General features: G+C 65.3%; 25 protein-coding genes. 8 read left to right on the top strand and 17 right to left on the bottom strand.

Going from position 1 to position 21,604, the window contains the following annotated elements; genetic code table 11:
• Positions 1-12: 12 nt before the first annotated feature.
• The 6 genes from AArc1_RS15965 to AArc1_RS15940 form a co-directional block, all read right to left on the bottom strand.
• On the bottom strand, positions 13-1,317 hold the full coding sequence (locus tag AArc1_RS15965) for a M48 family metallopeptidase (RefSeq protein WP_117365308.1): 1,305 nt from the start codon (positions 1,315-1,317) through the stop codon (positions 13-15).
• Positions 1,318-1,429: 112 nt separating this feature from the next.
• Complete coding sequence (locus tag AArc1_RS15960) at positions 1,430-3,181, bottom strand: M48 family metallopeptidase (RefSeq protein WP_117365307.1); 1,752 nt, start codon at positions 3,179-3,181, stop codon at positions 1,430-1,432.
• Between the two features lie 144 nt (positions 3,182-3,325).
• On the bottom strand, positions 3,326-3,625 hold the full coding sequence (locus tag AArc1_RS15955) for a hypothetical protein (protein ID WP_117365306.1): 300 nt from the start codon (positions 3,623-3,625) through the stop codon (positions 3,326-3,328).
• 81 nt (positions 3,626-3,706) lie between these two features.
• A complete protein-coding gene (locus tag AArc1_RS15950) occupies positions 3,707-4,987 on the bottom strand; it encodes an amidohydrolase (RefSeq protein ID WP_117365305.1) in 1,281 nt (426 codons plus the stop codon).
• 148 nt (positions 4,988-5,135) lie between these two features.
• Positions 5,136-5,606, bottom strand: coding sequence for a hypothetical protein (locus tag AArc1_RS15945; RefSeq protein WP_117365304.1), 471 nt, complete (start codon positions 5,604-5,606; stop codon positions 5,136-5,138).
• A 65-nt stretch (positions 5,607-5,671) separates the two neighbouring features.
• Entirely contained in the window at positions 5,672-6,007 is a 336-nt protein-coding gene (locus AArc1_RS15940; protein WP_117365303.1) for an uS10/mL48 family ribosomal protein, read from the bottom strand.
• A gap of 185 nt (positions 6,008-6,192) precedes the next feature.
• Here AArc1_RS15940 and AArc1_RS15935 point away from each other — a divergent pair, with 185 nt between their 5' ends.
• From AArc1_RS15935 to AArc1_RS15925, 3 genes are all read left to right on the top strand, one after another.
• Positions 6,193-6,627, top strand: a complete 435-nt coding sequence (locus AArc1_RS15935) for a bis(5'-nucleosyl)-tetraphosphatase (RefSeq protein ID WP_117365302.1) — start codon at positions 6,193-6,195, stop codon at positions 6,625-6,627.
• Positions 6,628-6,789: 162 nt separating this feature from the next.
• On the top strand, positions 6,790-7,536 hold the full coding sequence (locus AArc1_RS15930; protein ID WP_117365301.1) for a DUF4013 domain-containing protein: 747 nt from the start codon (positions 6,790-6,792) through the stop codon (positions 7,534-7,536).
• 126 nt (positions 7,537-7,662) lie between these two features.
• Positions 7,663-9,639 carry an FAD-binding domain-containing protein gene (locus AArc1_RS15925; RefSeq protein WP_117365300.1) on the top strand — a complete coding sequence of 659 codons (1,977 nt, stop codon included), beginning with the start codon at positions 7,663-7,665 and terminating at the stop codon, positions 9,637-9,639.
• 45 nt (positions 9,640-9,684) lie between these two features.
• Here AArc1_RS15925 and AArc1_RS15920 read toward each other — a convergent pair whose 3' ends face one another.
• Both AArc1_RS15920 and AArc1_RS15915 read right to left on the bottom strand, forming a co-directional pair.
• Positions 9,685-10,767 (bottom strand): hypothetical protein, encoded by a 1,083-nt coding sequence (locus AArc1_RS15920; protein ID WP_117365299.1) that lies wholly within the window; start codon positions 10,765-10,767, stop codon positions 9,685-9,687.
• 15 nt (positions 10,768-10,782) lie between these two features.
• A complete protein-coding gene (locus AArc1_RS15915) occupies positions 10,783-10,962 on the bottom strand; it encodes a hypothetical protein (protein ID WP_117365298.1) in 180 nt (59 codons plus the stop codon).
• A 175-nt stretch (positions 10,963-11,137) separates the two neighbouring features.
• Here AArc1_RS15915 and AArc1_RS15910 point away from each other — a divergent pair, with 175 nt between their 5' ends.
• A complete protein-coding gene (locus AArc1_RS15910) occupies positions 11,138-12,181 on the top strand; it encodes a DUF5787 family protein (RefSeq protein WP_117365297.1) in 1,044 nt (347 codons plus the stop codon).
• A 69-nt stretch (positions 12,182-12,250) separates the two neighbouring features.
• Here the strand turns inward: AArc1_RS15910 and AArc1_RS15905 are convergent, their stop codons facing one another.
• Complete coding sequence (locus AArc1_RS15905) at positions 12,251-12,754, bottom strand: DUF5797 family protein (RefSeq protein ID WP_117365296.1); 504 nt, start codon at positions 12,752-12,754, stop codon at positions 12,251-12,253.
• A gap of 121 nt (positions 12,755-12,875) precedes the next feature.
• Complete coding sequence (locus AArc1_RS15900) at positions 12,876-14,171, bottom strand: MFS transporter (protein ID WP_117365295.1); 1,296 nt, start codon at positions 14,169-14,171, stop codon at positions 12,876-12,878.
• Positions 14,172-14,259: 88 nt separating this feature from the next.
• Between AArc1_RS15900 and AArc1_RS15895 the strand changes: the two genes are divergently transcribed.
• Together AArc1_RS15895 and AArc1_RS15890 are read left to right on the top strand one after the other, a co-directional pair.
• On the top strand, positions 14,260-14,550 hold the full coding sequence (locus AArc1_RS15895) for a DUF5789 family protein (protein WP_228442345.1): 291 nt from the start codon (positions 14,260-14,262) through the stop codon (positions 14,548-14,550).
• 85 nt (positions 14,551-14,635) lie between these two features.
• Complete coding sequence (locus tag AArc1_RS15890) at positions 14,636-14,944, top strand: transcription factor S (RefSeq protein ID WP_117365294.1); 309 nt, start codon at positions 14,636-14,638, stop codon at positions 14,942-14,944.
• Positions 14,945-15,348: 404 nt separating this feature from the next.
• On the opposite strand, the gene AArc1_RS15885 is transcribed toward AArc1_RS15890, so the two are convergent.
• The gene (locus AArc1_RS15885) at positions 15,349-16,119 is read right to left on the bottom strand and encodes a methyltransferase domain-containing protein (protein ID WP_394341268.1); all 771 of its coding nucleotides are present in this window, start codon (positions 16,117-16,119) and stop codon (positions 15,349-15,351) included.
• 5 nt (positions 16,120-16,124) lie between these two features.
• A complete protein-coding gene (locus tag AArc1_RS15880; RefSeq protein WP_117365292.1) occupies positions 16,125-16,505 on the bottom strand; it encodes a nascent polypeptide-associated complex protein in 381 nt (126 codons plus the stop codon).
• Between the two features lie 114 nt (positions 16,506-16,619).
• Here AArc1_RS15880 and AArc1_RS15875 point away from each other — a divergent pair, with 114 nt between their 5' ends.
• Positions 16,620-17,228, top strand: a complete 609-nt coding sequence (locus AArc1_RS15875; RefSeq protein ID WP_117365291.1) for an HD domain-containing protein — start codon at positions 16,620-16,622, stop codon at positions 17,226-17,228.
• Between the two features lie 39 nt (positions 17,229-17,267).
• Here AArc1_RS15875 and AArc1_RS15870 read toward each other — a convergent pair whose 3' ends face one another.
• On the bottom strand, positions 17,268-17,756 hold the full coding sequence (locus AArc1_RS15870; protein WP_117365290.1) for a PUA domain-containing protein: 489 nt from the start codon (positions 17,754-17,756) through the stop codon (positions 17,268-17,270).
• Positions 17,757-17,965: 209 nt separating this feature from the next.
• Between AArc1_RS15870 and AArc1_RS19155 the strand changes: the two genes are divergently transcribed.
• Positions 17,966-18,133: a hypothetical protein gene (locus AArc1_RS19155; RefSeq protein ID WP_186336613.1), complete on the top strand. Its 168-nt coding sequence runs from the start codon at positions 17,966-17,968 to the stop codon at positions 18,131-18,133.
• A gap of 48 nt (positions 18,134-18,181) precedes the next feature.
• Here the strand turns inward: AArc1_RS19155 and AArc1_RS15865 are convergent, their stop codons facing one another.
• The 4 genes from AArc1_RS15865 to AArc1_RS15850 form a co-directional block, all read right to left on the bottom strand.
• Positions 18,182-18,679, bottom strand: coding sequence for a LabA-like NYN domain-containing protein (locus AArc1_RS15865; protein WP_117365289.1), 498 nt, complete (start codon positions 18,677-18,679; stop codon positions 18,182-18,184).
• 61 nt (positions 18,680-18,740) lie between these two features.
• Positions 18,741-19,577, bottom strand: coding sequence for a M48 family metallopeptidase (locus AArc1_RS15860; RefSeq protein WP_117365288.1), 837 nt, complete (start codon positions 19,575-19,577; stop codon positions 18,741-18,743).
• Between the two features lie 139 nt (positions 19,578-19,716).
• Positions 19,717-20,793, bottom strand: a complete 1,077-nt coding sequence (locus AArc1_RS15855; protein WP_117365287.1) for an AI-2E family transporter — start codon at positions 20,791-20,793, stop codon at positions 19,717-19,719.
• 72 nt (positions 20,794-20,865) lie between these two features.
• Positions 20,866-21,507 (bottom strand): metal-dependent hydrolase, encoded by a 642-nt coding sequence (locus AArc1_RS15850; protein ID WP_186336612.1) that lies wholly within the window; start codon positions 21,505-21,507, stop codon positions 20,866-20,868.
• Positions 21,508-21,604 lie beyond the last annotated feature (97 nt).

Below are 21,604 nucleotides of genomic sequence, written 5' to 3'. Positions count from 1 at the left end.
TTTTCGAGTCGATCACCGCTCGAGGTCGCCCGTACGTGTTTTGAGTCGCTCGATCCGCTTTTCGGTTCGCGGGTGGGTTCCGAACAGGCGTCGGCGGACGAACCGTCGCGTCCGATCGAAAAAGCGGTGTTCGTCCCACGGCGGCGGGACGATCGAGAACGCCGCCGTCGATCCGTAGCCGCGCAGGTCACGTTCGGGACGTCGAGTCACGTCTCGGTCGAGCGTCTCGAGGGCACTCGCCAGCGCAGCAGGGTCGCCGGTGATCGCGATGGCGGCCTGATCGGCGACGTACTCGCGGTATCTGGCGAGCGAGGCGATGGCGAGGGTGGTGACGAGAAAGACCGGAACCATCGGGACGATCATGAATCCCTGGTGGGGTCCAACCACCGGTGACTCGCCAGTCGCCTCCGTGCTTTCGTCCTCGGCTGGCTCGTCCTCTTGATCCTCCCCAACCATCATCGCTTTGAACTTCGTCGCCGGGAGCGAAAGCGCCGTCAACACCGCAGCGTCACGGTTGATGACGTGAGCGAGTTCGTGAGCCAGGACGGCCTCGAGTTCGCGTTCGGACAGGCGCTCGACGAGCCCGCGGGAGACCACGATCGTCGACGTCGACGGACGGTAGCCGACGGAGGCCGCGACGGGAGCGCTCGACCGGCCGAGCGCGACGGTTGGCGACGGGATGGTAGCCTGAGCCGCGAGTCGATCGACGCGTCTCTGGAGGGCCGCTCGTTCGGCCTCGAGGTCGTCGTCGGGGTCGGCCTCGCGGGGGACGCGGGTGGCCTCCGTGACGGTCTCGCGGACGGCTCCGTCCGCGGTCCACTCGTTGTAGACGAGTCTCCCGGTCCCATAACAGACCAGGCCCACGCCGACGACGAACCCCAGCAGAAACGGCGTAAGGTGAGGGAGATGATCGATCGCCAGATAGCCCGCGAGTGCGATCGACGGGATGCCGACGGCGAGTGTGGCCTCACGGCGGGTGAGTGGAACGGGCGGACGAGTCAGCCCGCGTGCGAACCACTCGAGTACGTCGGCCACGCCGTCGTGATCGATTCGGCCGACGACGAGCGATACGGGCAGCAAGCGCCGGTAGACGGCGGCGATCGAAATCCAGAGCCCGAATCCGACGGTAGCGACGACTCCGACCGCGAAAAATGGGATGACGATACCTGGGATCGATTCGATAAACGCCGCTGCCATGAGCGCGGCGAGTCCGACCTCGACGACGACCAGCGTCGTCATGCCGACGACGGCGACCAGGGTAGCGACGAGCATCCGCAGCCACAGGCCGAGCGTGAGCCGAAGTCGGTCGAATCGCATTGGTGGAGTCGAAGACGACGGAGCGGAATCTTCGTATCGGACCGTTCGTGTCGACGAGGATTACTGTTCGGGTTCGTTCGTACCGACGGTCGACCGGTCGACGATCCGCCGATCAGCCACCACCGTTCTTCGAGACGCGGCTTCGAAGCCGCTCGAGTCGCTTCGTCGTCGCTGGGTGCGTACCGAATATTCTGCGGGCGACGAACCGACGTGTGCGGTCGAAAAACCGGTGGTCCTCCCACGGTGGCGGGACGATGGCGAACGCGGCCGCCGTCTCACCCTCGCGGAGGTCCGTCGACGGGCGAGACTCGAGGTCGGCGTCGAGCGTTTCGAGGGCGCTCGCCAGGGCGGCTGGATCGCCGGCGATCGCGACCGCGCCGTCGTCGGCGGCGTACTCCCGGCCCCGCGAAACGAGGGCGACGTACCACCGGCTTGCGAGCCGGACGCCCATCGCGAGCGGCTCGACGACGGGATTGTAGCCGTACCGGCTGCGAGCGAGTCGTGCGACGGCGCCGGGTGCGGACAGCGCGGTGAGCACGGCTGCGTCTCGGTTCGCGACGTGGGCGAGTTCGTGGGCGATCACGGCCTCGAGTTCCCGGTCCGAAAGCGTCTCGATCAGCCCTCGTGAGCAGACGAGCGTCGATCCGACGGGCCGATAGCCCACCGTCAGGGCGATAGGGGTCTCGTGTTCGAGCACCCTGACGTCGGGAGCCGGGAGGTCGGCCTGTCCGGCGAGTCGGGTGACGGTCGACCCAAGCGAGGCGTGGGTCGAGTCGGGCTCGGCCGACAGGTCGGTGCTCGAGCCCGCTCCATCGGCGACCTGCCGTGTCGAGTCGTCCGTCCTGAGCGTCTCGAGGTCGAATCGCGCCTCGAGATCACGGAGGACGGCGGTGTCACCGGCGAATTCAGCACGGATCGCACCGCCGACGTGGATGCCGATGAACGCGATGGCGGTCACAACAGCGAACGAGGCTGCAATCGTCTCCGCAGAGACGATGGTCCCCGCCCAGTACCCGGCACCGACCGCGACGAGCACGACGACGGTCACCGGAAGGGCTGGATGCAGACCGACAGTGCGCTCGAGTTGCACGCGCAGCCGTCGAACGTCGTCGGTGATCCCGTAGACGTCGTCGGAATCGATGGGGTCTTCGTCGGCACGTTCGGCAGCGTGGCCCTCGACGGCGTCTCGAATCCGGTCGACGTGGTCGGGCGCGACCATCGAACCGACGACGAGCCAGCAGAGCGCGGCCACGACGAGCAGGCCGAACCCTGCCCAGTAGGCGACGCTGAGGTAGCCGACGGCGAAGACGCCGAGGACGAGCCAGGTGCCGCCGGTCGTGCGCTCGTCGTCGACGTCGTCTCTCGAGCGGACCCACTCGTGGGCGGCCCAGGCGTAGCCGACCGTCAGCAGGTAGAAGAATCCGAGCAAGACGAGGAGTGCGAACGCCGACTCGGGCAGCACCGACCGTACGAACGGCAGCGCAGCCAGCGCGATCAGCAGCGACGAGACCAACAGCACGTACGAGGCGAGTTCGACGGTGCCCTGTGCGAGCGCACCCGCCGGTGCCGAGCGCTCGCGAGCGGTCCGGATGGTTCGAAGCGACAGTTCGACGGCCAGCAGGCAGGGAATCGCAACGGCCACGACGACCGCTACGGCGAGCGGTTCGCCGACGAGTCCAGCGTCGACACCGGGACGTAACTCGGCTGACGAAAGCACCGCCACGCCGTAGCGAGCGCCCCCGTAGACGGGGACGGCGACCAACAGAAGGGCTGCAACGACGACGGCGCTCGAGAGGATAAGACAGCAGCCGGCGGCGACAGCCGTCCGCACGAGGAGGCTCACACGAGTACGGATCGACGTCACGGCGGGGCCACCTCGAGTAGCGTTAGCACAACTGGGCAGCGACCGACAGTCGAAGGGACCATGTCGGCTACGTGATCTCTCTCGAGAGGCAAATAGCTATTCAACTGATCCCTGAATGATTCCGGGATGGTGGAGAACCCGCTTTCAGTCGTTGCGAGCGGTGGAACTGGTCGTGTCGACGTTCCACTCGACGATCGACTGAAACGTGGCCCAGAGCAGGAGCCACGCCGCCGCCCAGATGATGACGAGGGCAGTCGTCGACAGCCCACCGAACGACTGTGTCAGTGCCACCGCCTCCGAATACAGTCCGTATCCGACCGGGAGCGTGAGCCCGAACGCGATCAGACAGGTCACGACGTTCAACCGGTGCCGGAGACGATCACGGCCCGTGCTTCGGGGCTGTGGTGAGCGATACGGGTCTGCGCTGGATTCTGGTGCGGTCATACATACCCTCCCCTGTTTCGATATTTCTGGGAGACCGCCTAATAGCTCGCGTCGATTCTTTGAACGTTAGAATCTCTAGCCTCAGGGGTTCTCGAGTCCGATTTGCTCGATTGCTCCAGCAAGAACGTCGACGCCGTGGTCGATCGTCGGCTCGTCGACGTCGAACGTCGAGGTGTGGTGGCCGCCGGGATGATTCGTCCCAATGCCGACGTAGGCCGCGACACCGCCGTTTTGCTGTACTTCGCGCATCAGGAACGTGGCGTCTTCGCTGCCGCCGAGTTCGTCGCGCTCGAGAACTCTTTCGACGTCGGCCGTCTCGCTGGCCACGTCGGCGACGATCGAGACGAGTTCCTGGTCGCTCGTTGCGCTCGGGGCCTCGGCGCCCGTCTCGAACTCGACCGCACAGTCGTGCATCTCGGCGGCGCTGCGGATGACTTGCGTTGCGTGTGTCCGCATGTACTCCATCAGCTCGGTCGTCTCTCCTCGGACTTCGGCGACGATGCGAGCGTGTTCGGGGATGATGTTGGCCGCACTGCCGCCCTCGACGACGCCGGCGTTGATCCGCGTTGCACCCTCGTCGTGGCGAGGGATGCCGTAGAGGTTCTGGACGGCCGTCGCCATTGCCTGGACGGCGTTGCGTCCCTGTTCGGGGTGGCCACCCGCGTGAGCTGGCTCGCCCGTGAACTCGGCCTCGAGATGCGAGACAGCGAGGAAGCCGTCGATGCCGGCGATGACCTCGCCGGTGGGGTGGTCGAGGCCGACGTGGACCGCGAGCAGGTAGTCGACGTCGTCGATGTGGTCGCTTTTGGCCATCGACTTCCCCCCGCCGATGACCTCCTCGGCGGGCTGGAAAAAGACCTTCAGCGTTCCCGAAAAGTCACTTTCGGCGACTCGCTCGAGGACGCCGACCCCGATGGTCGCGTGAGCGTCGTGGCCGCAGGCGTGCATCGCGCCCTCGTTCTCCGAGCGAAAGCCCTCGGCAGCGGGGACGTGATCGGGGTCGTCGGCCTCCTCGCGGGGCAGGCCGTCGATGTCGACTCGCAGGCCGACGGTCGGTCCGTCGCCCATCTCGAGGACGGCGACGGCACCCGTGTAGCCGCCCTCGAGCCGCTCGAGGATCGTCTCGTCGGCACCGGCCTCGCGGGCTCGCTCGTACCAGGTCGCGAGTTCGGCCTCGTCGGGGACGGCCATTCGGTGATCCCCCGCGATGGCATCCGGGCCGACGTGGAGTTCGTCGAGGTCGACTCGCGACTCGAGTTCCGCGACGAGCGTCGCGGTGGTGTAGAATTCGCGCCAGGCGGGTTCGGGTCGTCGGTGAAGCTCTCGTCGAAGCGAAACGAGGTCCGGGTCGGGACGTGACATGCCCCTCTGTTACTCGAGAGACACTAAAGCAGTGGCGACACCAGCGATTCAGGACGGGTCAATTTCACTGGCATTATACCACACACTCCGTTGTTCGATCTTCGCTGTCGTTTGTCGCTGGTCGCCCAGCGGTCGTCGCGGAGGGTCGTTACTCTCCGCTCGTCGGTTCGGCTCCGGGCTCTGCGACCGATGCCTCGAGGTCTGAAAGCGCCCAGCTCACGACGTGTGCTTGCACGAGATCTCGATCCGATGGTGGATACTCGGTGTCTCCCCCGAGCACTCGTTTGCTCTCGCGCCAGAACCGTTCCTCGATGGGGTCTTGATTGGGCTCCTCACGGGTTCGGCCGGTGAACGCCTCGAAGTCCTCCCGGAGGTCGAACGACGCGCGGGCGACGTTACAGCGAGGCAACGGCGTCATTCCGGTCTCGAGGACGAGGTCGCGGACGGTCTCCCAATCGTGTTCGCAGAAGTAGATCGAAACCTCGCCGACGACGTCCTGCCAGGCGATCGCGTCGCCGTGTTTGAGCTGCTGGATCGCTCGTGGCGGAAGGTCGATCCGATGGTCGACCTTCGGAGCGTCACAGAGACAGCAAGGCTTCTCGGTCTTGCCAGTGTACATTGCTCGGAAGTTGGGTGCGTACGGACAAAAACGGCGAGCCAAACGGCGGTAGCCGTGCTGGTAGGTCAGTTACCGCGACCGGCACCGTGGATCTGCTCGACGTGGGCTTCGATGTGGACCGAGTCGGGGAAGTTCTGGGAGGCGATGTTGCGCGCGAGGTTGTCGTGGCCGTGGATCTCGAGTTCGCGGGTGAAGACGGTGTACTCCCAGGAACTAAACCGGCGGTCGTCGTCGGCGTGGAGTCGACAGCGCTGGGGAACCGACAGTCGTTCGGGCGGGTGGGTGTGCGGACCTTTAAGTGCCGCACCCTTTCGTTCCGCGGTCGACTTGATGTCATCGACGATCCGATCGAGAACGGCCCGGTCGCCGCTCTGGAGCGTGAGACGGGTGACGAAGGTCATGGCTGTGTTGTCACATCGTCCACGGTCGGCGCGTAAAAACCTGCTGAGATTCGTCGCACCCCATCTGATCGCTGGTCGAGGGGAAACCGGTTACCCGATTCGGTCGTGAAAATAGCAACTCCAATCTGGATACGATTTACGAACAGTCCGATATTCTCTTAACGTCGTACCTATTATGTCGAGTAATGGCAGTCGAAGCTACGAGCGCAGGCGCAATCCTCTTTCGCGATACGCGGGGCCGGCGCGAGTATCTTCTACTCAAGAGCCGCCCAGGCGATTGGGAGTTTCCCAAGGGCGGTGTCGAAGGAGATGAAGAGCTACAACAGACGGCGATCCGCGAAATAAAGGAAGAGGCAGGTATAGAGGAGTTCCGACTACTCGACGGCTTTCGTGAAGACTACGACTACGTCTTCGAGGCGAACGGCAAAACGATCCACAAGACCGTTCACCTCTTCATCGCGAGGTCGTTCGAGGCGAGTGCGGAACTCTCGAACGAACACCGCGACCTCCAGTGGCGTGATTACGAACAGGCCGTAAACACCGTCACGCAGGACGGCCCCCGTGAGATTCTCGAGGAAGCACACGAGTTCCTCGACGAACTCGAGGACGACGAGGAGTAGCCGACCCGACTGGCGACTCCACGCTCGACCATCCGAAGTTCCCGAGCCTCCACACCGGTGTCGAACCCGGCGAACACAGCGACTGCGCTGGCCGAGCTCGCCCGGTGGTCGACGCCGGCGAGAAGGTTTATCGGTCGCCTGTGAGACGATACGTCCGAATCGATGTCGAACGCCGATGTCCTCTCGTACCCGATCCGTGGCCAGTGGCTCGAGCGGACGATCCTCGGAGGGCTCCTCGTCTTCGGTTCCGTCCTGGTCGTCCCCGTATTCGTCCTTGTTGGCTACTTCGTGCGGGTCGTAGAGACGACACTCGAGGGGGCCGACGAACCACCATCGCTCGAGGGGTGGTCGACGCTCGCAAAGCGAGGAATCGGGGCCATCGTGATCACAGTCGCGTACCTCTTGGTGCCGCTAGTGGCTGGTATCCTCCTGGCGATCGGGATCGGGGCGATAGGATATGCCGGACTCACCGGGCTGGCTCCGCTCGTCGGCGGTCACGGGGAACTCGTCTGGGGAATCAGTCTCGTGGCTGCACTGCTGGCCGCGTTGCTCTCGGTCGTCGTCTTCGGAGTAACACTGCTGGTCTACTATCTCCTGCCAGCGGCTCTAACACGGTATGCGCGCGTGGGGACGACCAGTGCGGCGTTCGATCGGGACGGCGTCGCGTCGCTCGCGCTGACCCGAGACTACTTCTTCGCGATGGCCGTCCTACAGGTCCTCCCACTGGCCGTCCCGGTGATCGTACTCGTCTGTTTGCTGACCGTCGTCGGGATCGTCGCCCTGCCAGCGATCCTGTTTCTCTTCGCGCTGGCTGGCTGTCGGGTGCTCGGTACCGCTGGCGTCACCTCGAGTGTCACAAACGGCGGGCGGACGGACGGGAAGTCAGCCGCTCAGATGGAACCCGAGTAGCGGACGGCTCGTGTTGTCGTCCCGACGTCGTCACAGGTTTCGGGGCCGTCGTTCGAACCGGCGTACTCGGAGCGGACTCTTGGGTCAGGATTCAAGAGCCGTGGTTCCGATGGAATCGATAGATCGATGCCAAGGAATCGGCGGCGGGTGGCCGACCGTGATCTCGCCGACGAGGAGGCGACGCTCCCACTCGAGGCGGATATTCCCTCGCCAGCCGAGGCCGTCGGCGATCCCGACGCGACCGGGCACGTCGTCTGGCTCCGCAGTCACCTCCGGATCGACGACCAGTTGGCGCTCACGCGGGCGGTCGCTGACGGCGACGTGATCTGTCCGCTGTTCGTCTTCGACCCGAGTTTCTACGGCGACCGTGGCCTGGCCTGTGATGCCCGGCTTCGCTTCCTGCACGAGGCGGTAGCGAGCCTCGATCGGCTGTACGAGACGCTACCTACGGAGACGAGTCTCCACCGGGCGGCGGGCTCTGAGCCACCCCTCCGCGAGGCAGTTCGGCCCGAGTCGCCGGATGCGACGGAACCGCCAACCGTCGAGACGCTCGCCCTCGCCGAGTCGCCGGGGCTCACGCTCGGCTACGGCGATCCCGTGTCGTTGCTCTCCCGATTCGTCGAGCGCGGCTGGGCCGTCGTGACGATGGCCACACCGACGAGTCGGTACGGAAAACGCCGCGACGACCGGGCCAGGGCGGCCTGTGGGTCCGCACTCGAGTTCGTCTCCGGCGACGGCCTCGTTCGGGATCGGGAGCGGACGCGAACCGGCTGGGCGGACCACGCCCAGTCGTGGCTCGAAGCGCCACAACACACGCCAGCCTGGGACGCCCTCGACGTGACGCGTTTCACGATCGAGACTGGCGTCACTCCGACAGCGGTGGAAGCGGCGTTCGATGTCTCGCCGACGAAGACGGAGGTGCCGACGGGCACACACCGTGTAGCGGCCAGACGCTTGCGATCGTTCATCGATCGAATCGAGTCGTACCCTCGACGGATTTCCTCACCGCAGGACGCCCGCCACGGGACGAGCGGTCTCTCCCCGTATCTCACCTTCGGTCTGGTTTCGGTGCGACAGGTGTATCAGGCGGTCAAGACGCACGCATCACCGTCTCGAGGACGCGAGCTGTTTACCGACCGGTTGTTCTGGAACCTCCATTACAACCAGAAGCTTGCGGACTGGCCGGGCTGGACCGAGCGGGCGGTCAACCCGGTGTTCGAGGGGATCAACGAGGATCGACACGATCCGTCCCTCGTAGATGCGTGGAAACGCGGCCGGACCGGGTTTCCGATGGTCGATGCCGCGATGCGTTGCCTGCGCGAAAGCGGGTGGCTCAACTTCCGAATGCGGGCGATGGCAGCTTCCTTTTTCGCCCACATCCTCCAGCAACCGTGGTGGATCGGGGCTGACTGGTACCATCGACACCTCATCGACAGCGACGTCGGGATCAACTACACGCAGTGGCAGAGCCAGGCCAGCCTGGTCGGAACCCCTGCCCAGCGGGTGTACAACCCGCGAAAGCAGGTCCGCGATCAGGACCCTGACGGGGAGTGGATCACCGAGTGGGTGCCCGAGTTGGCCGCGCTCCCGAGTCAGTTTCTCGACCGGCCTGAGCGAACACCCCTCGCGGTGCAACAGGAGTGTGGCGTCCACATCGGTGACAGCTATCCGCGGCCGGTAGTCGACTTCGAGGCTCGCCGAAGCGCCTTCTGGTCACGGTACGACCGCCGCCGGGCCGCGGCCGCACGCGCGCTTGCCCGCCCGGAGGTCGCCCGCCGGGCCTCGTTTTCCGGCGGCTACGACGCTGCTAAGGCTATCGTGAGAAAGTACGGCTCCGACCCCAAGCACGCCTCGGACGTCCAGCTCTCACTTTCCGATGCCATCGAGCAACGCGGGACGTCCCCGGAGCCATCTGGCGAATCGACGACGGCCGAAGCCCAGACGGAAACCGAACGCGATCGGTCGGAGCCGCCGACCGATACGGGTCAGCGCTCGAGCCGCCACAGCGATACGGACTCCGCATCACACGCGGCTGCCGATGGCCCACAACGAGACGAGGAGGACGAGCGAGACGAGCAGACGAGGCTCCATCGGTTCGAGTGACGGCCGACGGCGGGCGTTCCGGGTCGATAACCGAGTGATGGCCCTTTACTCGTCGGTTTCCGCCCCGACCCGCTCGAGGCGGCCATCGACCTCTCGCACTCGCCGTCCGACCTCGTCGACCGCCCTCTCGGGGACCGTCACGGAGAGTTCGATCCGGTCACCGTAGGAAATCGCCGTCACGTCCCCGCGATCGTACAGCCAGGAGACCGCGGCATGGGCGCTGTCAGTGGCGGGAAACGATAGCTCGAGGACGGTCGTGGTGAAATAGTCGGCAAGCGTCGCCCGGAGCGTATCCGCCTCGTCGGCGGGAACGACCACCGGATCGGCGTCGAACCGGGCGGCCAGATGGGTGGCGAGGTCGTCGGTACTCGAGCAGATGAGATCCGCGCGCTCGAGAGCTGCGATCGCGCCGGGAACGACGGGTTCGAACCAGTCGGGCACCGAACCCGCCCACGGGATCGATGGAACGTCAGTCATCGCGAGCCGGTGTGTGCCGACCGTGACGACGGTCGTTTCGACGCGCGTCGACGGTGTGGCTCCCCGCCCTTCGAGCACTATCCCGCTGTGGATCCGCGGCGCGGGCTCGAACTCGTCGACCAGTACGACGTAGCCGTCGACGTCAGTGTGCGCCGATTCGATGCGAGTCCGTTCCGCCCGTTGTCGGTCCTCGAGCCGAGCGCGTACTCGATCACACTGGCGCTCGAGGTCGGCTACCCGAGTATCCGCTCTGGCCGGTGAGCGACTTCGATCCCCGGCCCGTTCGGCCAGCCGACGCTCGAGGCGGGCCTGTCGAAGGGCGAGGCGCGCCTCTGCGGCCGGATTCGTCGCTTCGAGCCACGCCCAGACGACGCTTCGACGGTCGTGAACTGTGACGTCGCCGAGCCGTTCTGTGAGGTCGGCAAGCTGGCCGACGTGCACCCGGCCGTCGACGACCAGCATCGACCCGTCGGCTCGCTCGAGTGCCAGTTCGACCTGCTCGAGGGCTCCCGGCGGGAGGTGGTACTGTCCGTCCTCGGGACGGTCGGTGAGCACCGTCGTGGCCACCTCGAAGCCGAGTGCGGAGACGGCGGGGGCCAGCCACGGAGACGGCGGTCGGCGTCGGCCTACGAGGATCACCCGCTGGGACATAGGTTGTACGGCTTCTCACTTCGGCAGGTCCGTCTCGGGGTTCATCCCGCCGCTTCGACGGGCGATGACGATGCCGATGACGAAACAGACTACGGCTATCGCGAACAGCGCTCTCGTAAGTAGCTGTCCGGAGACGACGATCCCTGCACCGATGAGGACCGTTCCTGTCGCGTGTGAGACCGCAGTCCATTTCATACCGCTCCTAGCGACTCAGCGTCTAAAACCGCCTCGGTCGACTACACGATCCCACACACGACGCGCTCGGTCCGTCCACTCGGATCACCCCCTACTCCCAGAGCAGGACCGGCACGTGTGACCGGTCGGAGGACCGATCCGAGAGCGTTTTTCACTCTCGTTTCGTAGCACGCCCGTGAACGACGCGGGCGAATTCGGCTTCGAACTACGGACCTGCCGGTGGGCCGAACGCCAGTGGCCACTCGAGGCGACCAGCGACCGTGCCGTCATCGTTGCCCGCCAGCTCGGTACCAGGGATCGGCGCTGGGACACCATTGTTCTCGAGTGCGACCCCGACGCCCTCCGCAAGCGGGCCAACTTCGGCTCTAACCGTCTCGATAGCGACCTCCTGCACGTCGTCCGAAACGCGCCTGCGGACTGGGCGTACTATCGCGACGCGCTTCCGGACCCTGGCTACCCGTGGCGCTACGTCCGCGAGTCGATCCACCGCGCGGACGACCGGGGAATCCTCGAAACCCGAAAACGAGCCAATCGCATCGAGATCCGCCGGAAGTGGCCCTATCCGGACTGGCTCGAGCGCGTGGTCGCCATCGAGAACAAACCCGACCTCGACGCGAGCGCCGCCCGCGCACTCGGCGCACAGCTCGAGTACGACGTCGCCGTGGCGCTGGCTGATGAGGTATGGGTCGCGACCCGACCGACCGGCGAACGCGTCGAGCCCGTCCTCTTCGAGGACCTGCCGATCGAAGCGGGCGTTCTCGCGCTCCAGCCCGAGACGCTGTCGGCGTCCGTCGAGTGGTACCCACGCAGCCTCGCCGTCGACGAGCCCGGAACGCGAATCCTCGAGCGCCCAGCGGGCGGTGCCCGCGACGGCTCGGCTGCCCGCTTCGAGTACGTCGACCCCGCCGAGAAACGACAGACCCGCCTCGAAATCGCCGAACGAGCCTACGAACGCGGCTGGCGCTCGTTCGTCGAGACGATGCGTCCCGACTGTCGACACTTCGAGTTACGGGCTCGAACCGGCGGACAGGCGATGCCGTACTGTCACGCCCACGGCGGCTGCCAGACGGCGGCGGCGTGTTCCGGCTCCTGTCCGGAGTTCGAGCCGGAGCCACCGACCTGGCGAACCCATGGCTGGCCGATCGAGGGTGGGCCTGGCACCCGACTGCAACAGCTGCTCGAGACGCGACGCCGACGAAACCGGCCGGGCGCTGACTGACTCAGGCCCGGTCTCTTCGACGGCCGATGAAGGCCTTCGAGTGGACGGGACACGCTCGTGGGCCGCCACTCACTCGGAGACGGAGACCTCGAGATCGTCGGGGTCGACGGCCAGTCGGAACGTGGGGACGGTGAGGTACTCGACCTCGACGACGTCCTTCCGACGGAGGCTCTGGAGGCTCGAGCGGACGTCTTCGGCCTCGGGGTCGATGTCGAACGCCTCCCGGAGACTGTGGAGAACCGAGACGACGCTCTCGGATCGGTCGTCCGGCCCGGCGAGTACCTGGACGATCTGGGCGTGTAACTCGGGGACCCGAATGCGAGAGGGTGCGCCTTCGGTGTCGGGATCGCTCTCGATCCCCGGCTCGACGTCGACCAGTTCGGCCGCCTCGCTCGTCGCCCGGATCAGGCTGTTGTCGTCGCGAAAGTAGTAGTCGCCCAGTTCGTTCTCGAGGAACTGGTGGACTTCGCTCCCGCTTTCCATTCCCCACCGCTCCCCGAGTTCGGCGTTCTTCGTCGGCTGTAGCTCCACCACGTCGGCTAACCGGTCCTGGGCCTCCTCCGAAAGCGTCATCGTCGACACCTAGGCGGATGCGCTACTTTTGCGTTGTGACCCGTCGCAGTCGAGACGGCATCGCTTCTTCGAGTGGCGTCTTTCCGAGGGGAGACACTCTGGACACATCCCGAAAGCGCCGTCAGTCGTCGCCACCGATGGCGAACGGCAACGGGGCGCGCCGCTCGAGGGTCTCTTCGATCTGCGTGTAGACGAGCACCGTTCCGACGGCGGCGAGAACGGTGCCGAAGACGAACGGGTACTGGAAGCCATAGCCGATCAACGCGCCGGAGGCGAGCGGCCCGACGGCGATGCCGAAGCCGAAGGCCATGGTGAGCACCGACAGCTTCGAGCCCGACTCACCCTCACCGGCGAGGTCGCCAGCCAGCGCCAGCGACGGCGCGAACACCATCGCCCCTGCGATGCCCTGTGCCAGTCGGGCCAGAAACATCACCTCCGAGGTCGTGACGAACCCCTGGACGAGCGTCGTAGGGATCAAAAGCGCCATCCCGCCGACGATGAACGGCCGACGACCGTACAGATCACACGCCCGACCGATCGGCGTCTGGAGGACGACCTGGGCGACGATGAACGCCGCGAACTGGAGGCCAAACCAGGTCGCCCCCTGCTCGAGTCGGGCGTTGACCTGTGGTTGAATCGTCGCGAACAGCGCGATGGCGGCGGCCATGAACAGCGACGCGATCCCGAGCGTGAAGATGGGATCGAACAGATTGCGTCCCGTCGGATCGCGGACCGCGATCGAGAGGTCGGCTCCTGCGTTGGCTTTCGTCGCTTCGGGGTCGGTGATCAGGACCGTCACGAGTAGATAACTGACCGCGGCAGTGATCGCCGCGACGTAAAAGGCAGCGTCGAACCCGCTGACCGTCACGCCGCCCGGCAGCGTGTATGGTCCGAGATTGACGACGGCCCCGGCGGCGACCGGCCCGGAGCCAAAGCCCACGAGCCGAAAAGTGTTGTAGACACCCATGTTTCCGCCCCGGTCTTCGGTCGTCGCGAGTTCGTTCACCAGCGCGATCGACGCCGGGACGATAAAGGCGACGCTGACGCCCTGTAAGCCGCGGATGACGACCAGCGAGAGGTACGACTCCGCGAAAATGTACGCGACGTTCGTCGCGGCGAGCCCGCCCAGCCCAACCAGGATGAACGGTTTTCGGCGGCCGAATCGATCCGACAGCCGCCCCGTAGCCGGCTGGAAACTGCTGTTTAAAAAGCCGAACAGCGAGAGGATGATCCCGATGATCATCGCCTCCTCGAGGCCGAACGTCGCGCCGCCGACCACGTCACTGGCCACGTACAGCGGGATCACGATGATCAGAAACGAGTTCCCGATCCCATCGGCCATCCGCGCGAACGCCAGCGCGAGCACCCGCCGATCGACGGCGAACTGCGCGACGATCCGGCGGGCGAGCCTCTGCATGCCGACTAGCTGTGTGACCTCCGACAATCATCGTTTCGGATCGAAATGCGTCACCTGTCACGCCTCGCGACTGTCACCGCCATCGACGGTGAAGTACAAGCCGACTCCCAGTGTCCCCCACCATGGTCGACCACCTGAAACGCAACGAGACCGACGCCGCGTTCGCACCCTCGAGTATCCTGTCACTCCGTCGGCGGTCGCCGCCGAGTACGACGACGTGACGCGCTTGCTCGCAGACGGCGAGTGCAATCCGGGCGCGCTCGTCGCCCGGAGCGAGGTCGATCGGTTCGAGTCGCCTGAGGACCTCACTACGGAGCTTCACAACCAGCTCCCGCGAAAGGCCGTCGGCGAGCCGTTCCAGTCCGAAGGCGAGGGCTAACTCCCTCGCTCGAGTGGCCTGCGACGTTCCGGTGAGCATCCAAACGCGTGGCTTAAGTCGTTCGACCGATGTATCCCCGACACCGATGGAATTCTGCGACGACTGCGGTTCGATGATGAAAGCCGACGACGGGACCTGGGAGTGTGGGAGCTGTGGCTTTACGAAGCCGACAGGGGATGCCGCCCAGTACACCGTTACGGAGGACCAGGAAGTCGGCGAAATCATCGAGTCCTCCGAGGAGACGGCGCTGCCCGAGACCGACGCCATCTGTCCGGAGTGTAACCACGACCGCGCGTACTGGTACATGCAACAGATTCGCTCGGCCGACGAGTCCGAGACGCGCTTTTTCATCTGCTCGGAGTGTGAGCACAAGTGGCGCGAGGACGATAACTAACAACCTTTTACGCTGCGGTCTGCCGCGAGCGAGCGGCGGAGCGGCTCGCTCGCGACGTCCCTCGGCCGCGTGGCGGCGAAGCCGCCACGTTGTAGGTGGTCGGCGGAGCCGACCACCCTGTTGATCAAAAGCACTCCTCCCTCCCCGTCACTTCGTTTCGGGTCGGTCGTCGGCCCGCTCGCTCGGCCTACGGCCTTGCTCGCGGTGAGGTAGGTGGACGCCTGCCCTTCCCCGTTGAGCGGACGCTCTGCGTCCGCGATGCTCGGAAGAGCTTGCTCTTCCGTCGGGTCGCGGACCCCTCGCAGCGCTCGGAGTCCGCTCCCGGCCAGTACTCGGATCCGTTCTTCGGAATGAGATCAGTCGGTGAGAACGCGGACAAAGAAGTCGGACGACGGTGGAATCGACTACACGTTCCGGGCGATCGTCAGATAGCCCGTGTGGCCGACCGGGGCCGTCGAGGGCCTCGAGCCGCGATCGTCGAACTGCATCTCTCGCTGGATGGTCTCGCGGGTGGTAACGTTCGAGAGCCCGACCTCGCACGCGGCGTCGACGACGGCGCGGGTCGACTCGATAAAGGGACTGTAGACCGCGACGAAGCCGCCGTCGACCAGGAGATCGGGCGCGTGGGCGACGATCTCCGCGGCGTCGCCGGTGTCGAGCGTGAGCACGTCGAACGACGACGGCTCGAGGGTCTCGAGTTCCTCGCTGAGATCGCCAGTGCGGATGTCGACAGCGTCGGCGACGCCGCCCAGTTCCATGTTCTCGCGGGCGACGTCGGCGAACTCGGGATTGCGCTCGTAGGTCACGACGGACGCCCCAGCGCGGGCCATCGAGGCCGAGAGGACGCCGGTGCCAGTGCCGGCGTCGAGGACGCGGTCACCCTGGGAGATGCCGGTCTCGCCGATGACGAGGCCGACGTCGCGGGGAACCATCGGCGCACCCGTCCGCTCGAAGTGATGAAAGAGGTCCGGGCCGCGAAGCCGGCGGACCTCGAACGCGTCGCCGAGATGCGTCTCTATCGTCTCGCCGGCCTCGACGTCCTCGGGAACCTCGAGAACGCCGAGGTCGGTGCCCATCTCCTCGCCGGGTTCGACGAGGAACTCGCGGTCGCCACGGACGAGCAACACGGGGAGACGGCTCTCGTCGTCCCCGGCGTCACGGTCGGCGTCGGTCACGTCCGTCACTCGAGATCGGCGATGGCTGCGGCGAGGTCGCCGTCGTTGGCCTCGAGGGCCTCGCGGGCCTCGTCCTCGCTGACGTCGGCGCGCTGGGCGACGAGGTCGACGTCCTCGTCGGGGACACCGGCTTCGGCCTCGCTTCCGGCGTCGTCGGCAGTGCCGCCGGCCGATCCGGCTTCAACCTGCTCGGGCGAGCCGATGATCTGGTAGGTCTCCTGGCCGCGAGCATCCATCTTCGTGACCTCCGCGTCGCCGAAGACGAGGTCGTACTCTGCGGTCCGGATGATGACTTCCTCGGCCTCGACGTCCTCGACGTCGATTCCCATCTGTTTCATCATCTGTTCCATCTTGCGCGGGTTGAGTCCGCCGCCTCCTCCAAACATAGGCGACACGTCGGCGCGGGCGACCTTTTAGTTTGTCGTTCCCGGGACGAGCGGCGACGGTCCGGCGGCGAGATCCGACGAATTGAACCGGACGCCGACCGCACCCCTCTGACCATGGACGACGAACTCGAGTCGCTTTCCGAACTGCTCGCGCTGAAAGACGAAACCCGGACGGGCTGGGAGTTGCGGGGGATCGACGACCCGGAGTCCGTGGCCGCCCACACCTGGGGGACCGCAACGCTGTGTCTGCTCTTCGCCGACAAGGCCGACGTCGACCGCGACGACGCCGTTGCGATGGCGCTCGTCCACGACCTCCCAGAGGCTCGAACGGGCGACGTCGCGATCCGAGCCGAGGACGGCAAACAGCGCGTCTCGAGCGAGGAGAAGACCAGACGTGAACGGGACGCGCTGACCGACCTGCTCGAGCCGTTCGCAGACCGCAGGCTCGAGTCGCTGTGGGAAGAATACGAGGGTCGCGAGAGTTCGACTGCACAGTTCGTCAAGGACATGGACCTGGTGGACAACTGCTTGCAGGCCCTCCGATACGAACGCGACGGCCGTTACGACCCCGAGGTGCCGAACGAGGCCTTCGACCAGTACGAGAACGTAGACGAGTTCTTCGCGACGGCCGCACCGCGAATTCGGACCGACATCGGCACCGACCTGTTCGAGCGGACCAAAGCGGCCTACGAGCAGGAGATCGGTCGGGAGTGTCAGTGCTGATCGGCGTTCTGGTGTCTTGTGACCGGGGGATGTTCTGATTCAGTCGCTGGCGGGCGCACCCTCGCGAATCTTCACAGCCATCCCGCTTTCGAACTCATCGATCGCTCTGGCGCCGAGTTCCGCCCGTCCCACGGCGAGTAACTCGCCGCGCTCGTGGACGACCAGTATCTCGTCACCAGGGCGAATCTCGTCGCCAGCCTCGAGGACGAACTTTGCGAAGACGTTCTTGCCGTCGCGGACGAACGGCTCGCTCTCGTCGTCGACGACGACTCGGTAGGAGGGGGAAGGAAGCGCCGCGGCGAGTCGACGGCCGCCCTCGAGACCGAGGGTGAACCGGCCGTCGGTACCGAACGACGCGAGTCGACCGGACTCGGCGTGGACCTGCTGGGGTCGCCCCGAGGTCGTTCGCTTGACGGTCAACGACTCTTCGGGCGGGAACAGCGCCTCACCCGCGCCGGCACCGAACTGGTAGTCCGCGATCGTCCGGAGACTCGAGAGGCCCGCGTCTCCGTCGGCTGACTCGCTCATCGGTCGAGATTGGAGCCGCCGTGTCGAAAGGCCTTCGACCCGCGTCGAGGAGTGATTCGTCGCCGCTATAGTAACACCTGCACCGACTCACACACTGATCGCCGATCCGTCTGGCGATCCGATGCACACTGCCGTGCAATGGCTACGATAGCCACCCGCTGGCCGTGCACCACGACAGTTATGTAGGGCGGGTCTCAAGGTCCGATCGAATGGATGTGACGCAGATCACGATCGGGATCGGGCTGCTTGCAGTCAGCGGGCTGACGTTCGTCGGCCCGTCGGAGCTCGATTCCGCCGTCCTGTCGGTGTTGATTGGGACGGCACTGCTACTCGGCGCGGGCGCACTGTTCAGGACGCTCGCACGCGAAACCCAGTGATCTGGGCTCGAGGCGATCTCCGCTCCATCGACGCGAACTGAGGCTCGTTTAGAGCAAGAACGTCTCGTGGCGTTCTCCGAGATCGAGGAATGTTTCCGCTTCATCGATGAGTTCGTCCGCCGTCGACGCCTCGAACGCCATCACCTCGACGCGGACGCCTTCGTGTCGCAGATGCGAACAGAGCCGCGAGAAGTCGCCGTCGCCCGTACAGAGGACGATCGTGTCGACGTGGTTCGCGAGGGTCACCGCATCAAGGCTCATCCCCACGTCCCAGTCGGCTTTCTTCGAGCCGTCGGAGAACGTTTTGATGTCTTTGATTTTCGTCTCGAAACCGATGTCGACCAGCGCGTCGAAGAAGCTCTCCTCATCGGGGGCATCGGCCCGAATCACGTACGCGATCGCCCGCGTGAGCTGGCGATCCTGCACGGCCTTCTCGAGGAGGGCGGAGTAGTCGATGTTACGGCTGTAGAGGCTCTGTGCCGTGTGATAGAGGTTCTGCGCGTCGACCAATACGGCGACGCGTTGACCGGGGTGGATTTCCGTCACACCTGATGCTATGAGCGAGATACCCTAAAAAACGTCGTTCGGTACAACGAACGCTTCGTCGTCAGCTTCGGAGCTTCTCGATGCGTTTTTCCGCCGGTGGGTGGGTTGCGAAGATCTGTTGAAGCAGGCTTCGGTCGGCGTTGAAGATACACAGCGCGTTGACGCCGCTGTCGTCGATTCGGGATTCACGACCTTCGGCTCCACTGGAGATCTTCTCTAAGGCACGAGCGAGTGGGTCACCGGTGCCGATGTACTGTCGGGCGGTGTCGTCGGCGACGTACTCGCGGTATCGCGAGATGGCCATCAGGAAGATCATCACGATCATGTTCGCGATGATCGAGGCGATCCACGCGACGACGAAGCTTCCGGGGTTGTCCTCGCCCAACATCTGGACGAGGAAGAACACGGCGTAGCCGACGACGGTCGCGATCGACTGGCCGAGCACCATCATGACGGTATCACGGTTCTTGAGGTGGGCCAGCTCGTGGGCGACGACGCCCTCGAGTTCGTCGTCGTCTAAGATGTGCATGAGTTCGCTCGAGACGACGACGACACCGGCCCCCTTTCGTCCGGTCGCGAAGGCGTTGGGGACGCCCATCTCGGCGACCATCAGACGGGGTTTCTTCATGTTCATGTCCCGACAGAGCGAGTCGGTCATCTGGTGGACCTTCTGGAATCGGGGGTCGTCTTCGGGCATGTCCTCGGCGCCGGCGCTCCGGATCGCCAGCCACTTGCCGAGTTTGTACTGCCCGGCAGGCAGGAGGACGATACTGACGAGCAGGATGGGCAGCAGCGAAACGTTGAACAGCGCCGAGAAGAACAGCGCCGCGGCCAGGTAGAGGCCGAAGAGGATGGTTCCGACGACTGCCATCCGCAGCTGTAAGCCGGTCGTATTCATGTGTGGACGGTATTTCGTCGTCACTGGTAAAAAGCCACCCGGTCTGTGACGGGTGCGCACCCGCTTTCGTGTCGCGTTTCCGTTCTGGGCTGCTGTAGTCAGCAACCTTTCTTCTGGTTGATAGCCTGCCCAATCGAGTTCACGACCGGGACTGACCGTCTGGTCTCTCGACCTGCGGGTCGTAGACGTCGCCAAAGACCTCGAGGACGGCCTTGAACGTCGCCAGCAGGACGGGTCCAAGAAACAGTCCGAGGATGCCAAAGAGGTAGACCCCGCCGATGACGCCGAGCAGGACGACCGCCGGGTGAACGCCGGATTCGATGTCGACGAGGATGGCCCGCAGATAGTTGTCCACCACCGAGAGGACGGCGACACCGTATGCGAGCAACAAGACGGCGTTGAGAGGTTCGCCGATCAGGACGAGGTAGCCGACCGCCGGTGCCCAGACCAGCCAGATGCCGATCGCCGGGAGAAAGGAGACGACGATCATCATGACGGTCCAGAAGGCGACGTTCGGCACGCCCACGAGGTACAGTCCGAGGCCACCGAGGACGCCTTCGACGAGCGCGACGAGAACGTGACTCTTCATCACCGCCCACGTGACGCCGTCGACCTCGGCGAAGAGCGACTCGCGAACGTCGTCGTCGATCGGTGCGACCGACCCGGCCCACGCGACCAGTCGCCGTCCGTCGACGAGCAGGTAGTATAGCAAGAAGACCAACACCAGCAGCCCGAGGCCGACCTGCACGCTCAGGTTTACCAACCGGAGCAGTTCCTGTAACACGAGTTCGACGCCCTGCTCGAGCATGCCGTCGACTTCCGTGAGCAGGTGGCCTTCTAACTCGGCGATCGTCGTCTCGTCGAGCCCCAGTTCTCGGGCGAAGGCTCTGATCTCTTCGATCGTCTCTGCCTCACGGACGTCCTCGAGAAACGAGAGGGTCGTCTGGAGCAAAATAACCGAGAGGAAGAGCACGGGTAGCACGGCGGCGACGATGCCGAAAGCCGTCACCACTCCAGCCGACACCCGTGGATCGATCGTGACCTCACGATTGCCCATGCTGACGGGTCTGGACTCCAGTCGCTCGTGCAGTGGGAAGAGGACGAACGCGAGCAGGGCAGCCGCGAGCACGTACTGCAACAGCGGAAGGACGAGGAGGGCACTGACTGCCCCGAGAAACGCGAGCAGCACCAGCAAAAACCCGAGGCGGAGATTCATACCCGCGAATTCCGAGAAGGTCTATTTAGTCGTTGATATTTCAGCCGCCGTGCGAGCGAGTCTGTTTACGTATCACTGGCCGGTCGGCTGCCAGGCTCGCTCGCTCTCGAGGTCCTCGAGGTATCGCTCAGGAACGTACGGGTACGCACTCGCTGGGAGCACGCCCACGACGACGGTGGCGAGGTCCGCGAGGACCCGTCGAAGTGCGGTGTAGACGATCCCCACGGCGAGAGCCGCGATTACGAGCCACTGCAGGACGCCCTCGAGGGCGAGCACCAGCGGGACCGCGAGCGTGATCGACAGGAGGAGGTCGCCGGGCGAACCGTCGTAGGCGACCGCTCGCCGGGGTGCGATCCACGTCCCACGGTAGTGGTCGTACACGGCCCGCTCGGAGGTTCCCTCCCACGGCCGGAGCTCGAGGCCACTGCCGAATACGTCGGTCAGACAGTGAAGCGCAGCCCCGAGGAAGAAGAGTGCAACAGCGACGGTCGCCGTCGAGGGAGCAATGACGGCTACGACCGACGCCGGGACGGCGAGGGCGCTGTAGTACACCGGGAAGTGGAGGGTCTTGCGGTGGCCAGCGTACATGTCCAGGTCGGGGACGATCCCGCCGAGCAGTCCCGCCACGAGCCCAACAGGTGCGAGTTCCGGGGCCACAGCTACCAGCGGCAGCGCGAGTACCATCCCGCCCAGGGCGTGAGTCGGCAGCATCATCGTGTCCTAGTGCAGGCGACAGAACTATTTTAGGCTGTCGTCGATTCTGAACGCCGCTCACACTCCCTCGAGCCACCGAACGATCGCCGGATTCGGC

Origin of the sequence: Natrarchaeobaculum sulfurireducens, from assembly GCF_003430825.1 — an archaeon.
Classification (GTDB): Archaea; Halobacteriota; Halobacteria; order Halobacteriales; family Natrialbaceae; genus Natrarchaeobaculum; species Natrarchaeobaculum sulfurireducens.
This window is presented reverse-complemented; position numbering and strand designations above follow the sequence as displayed.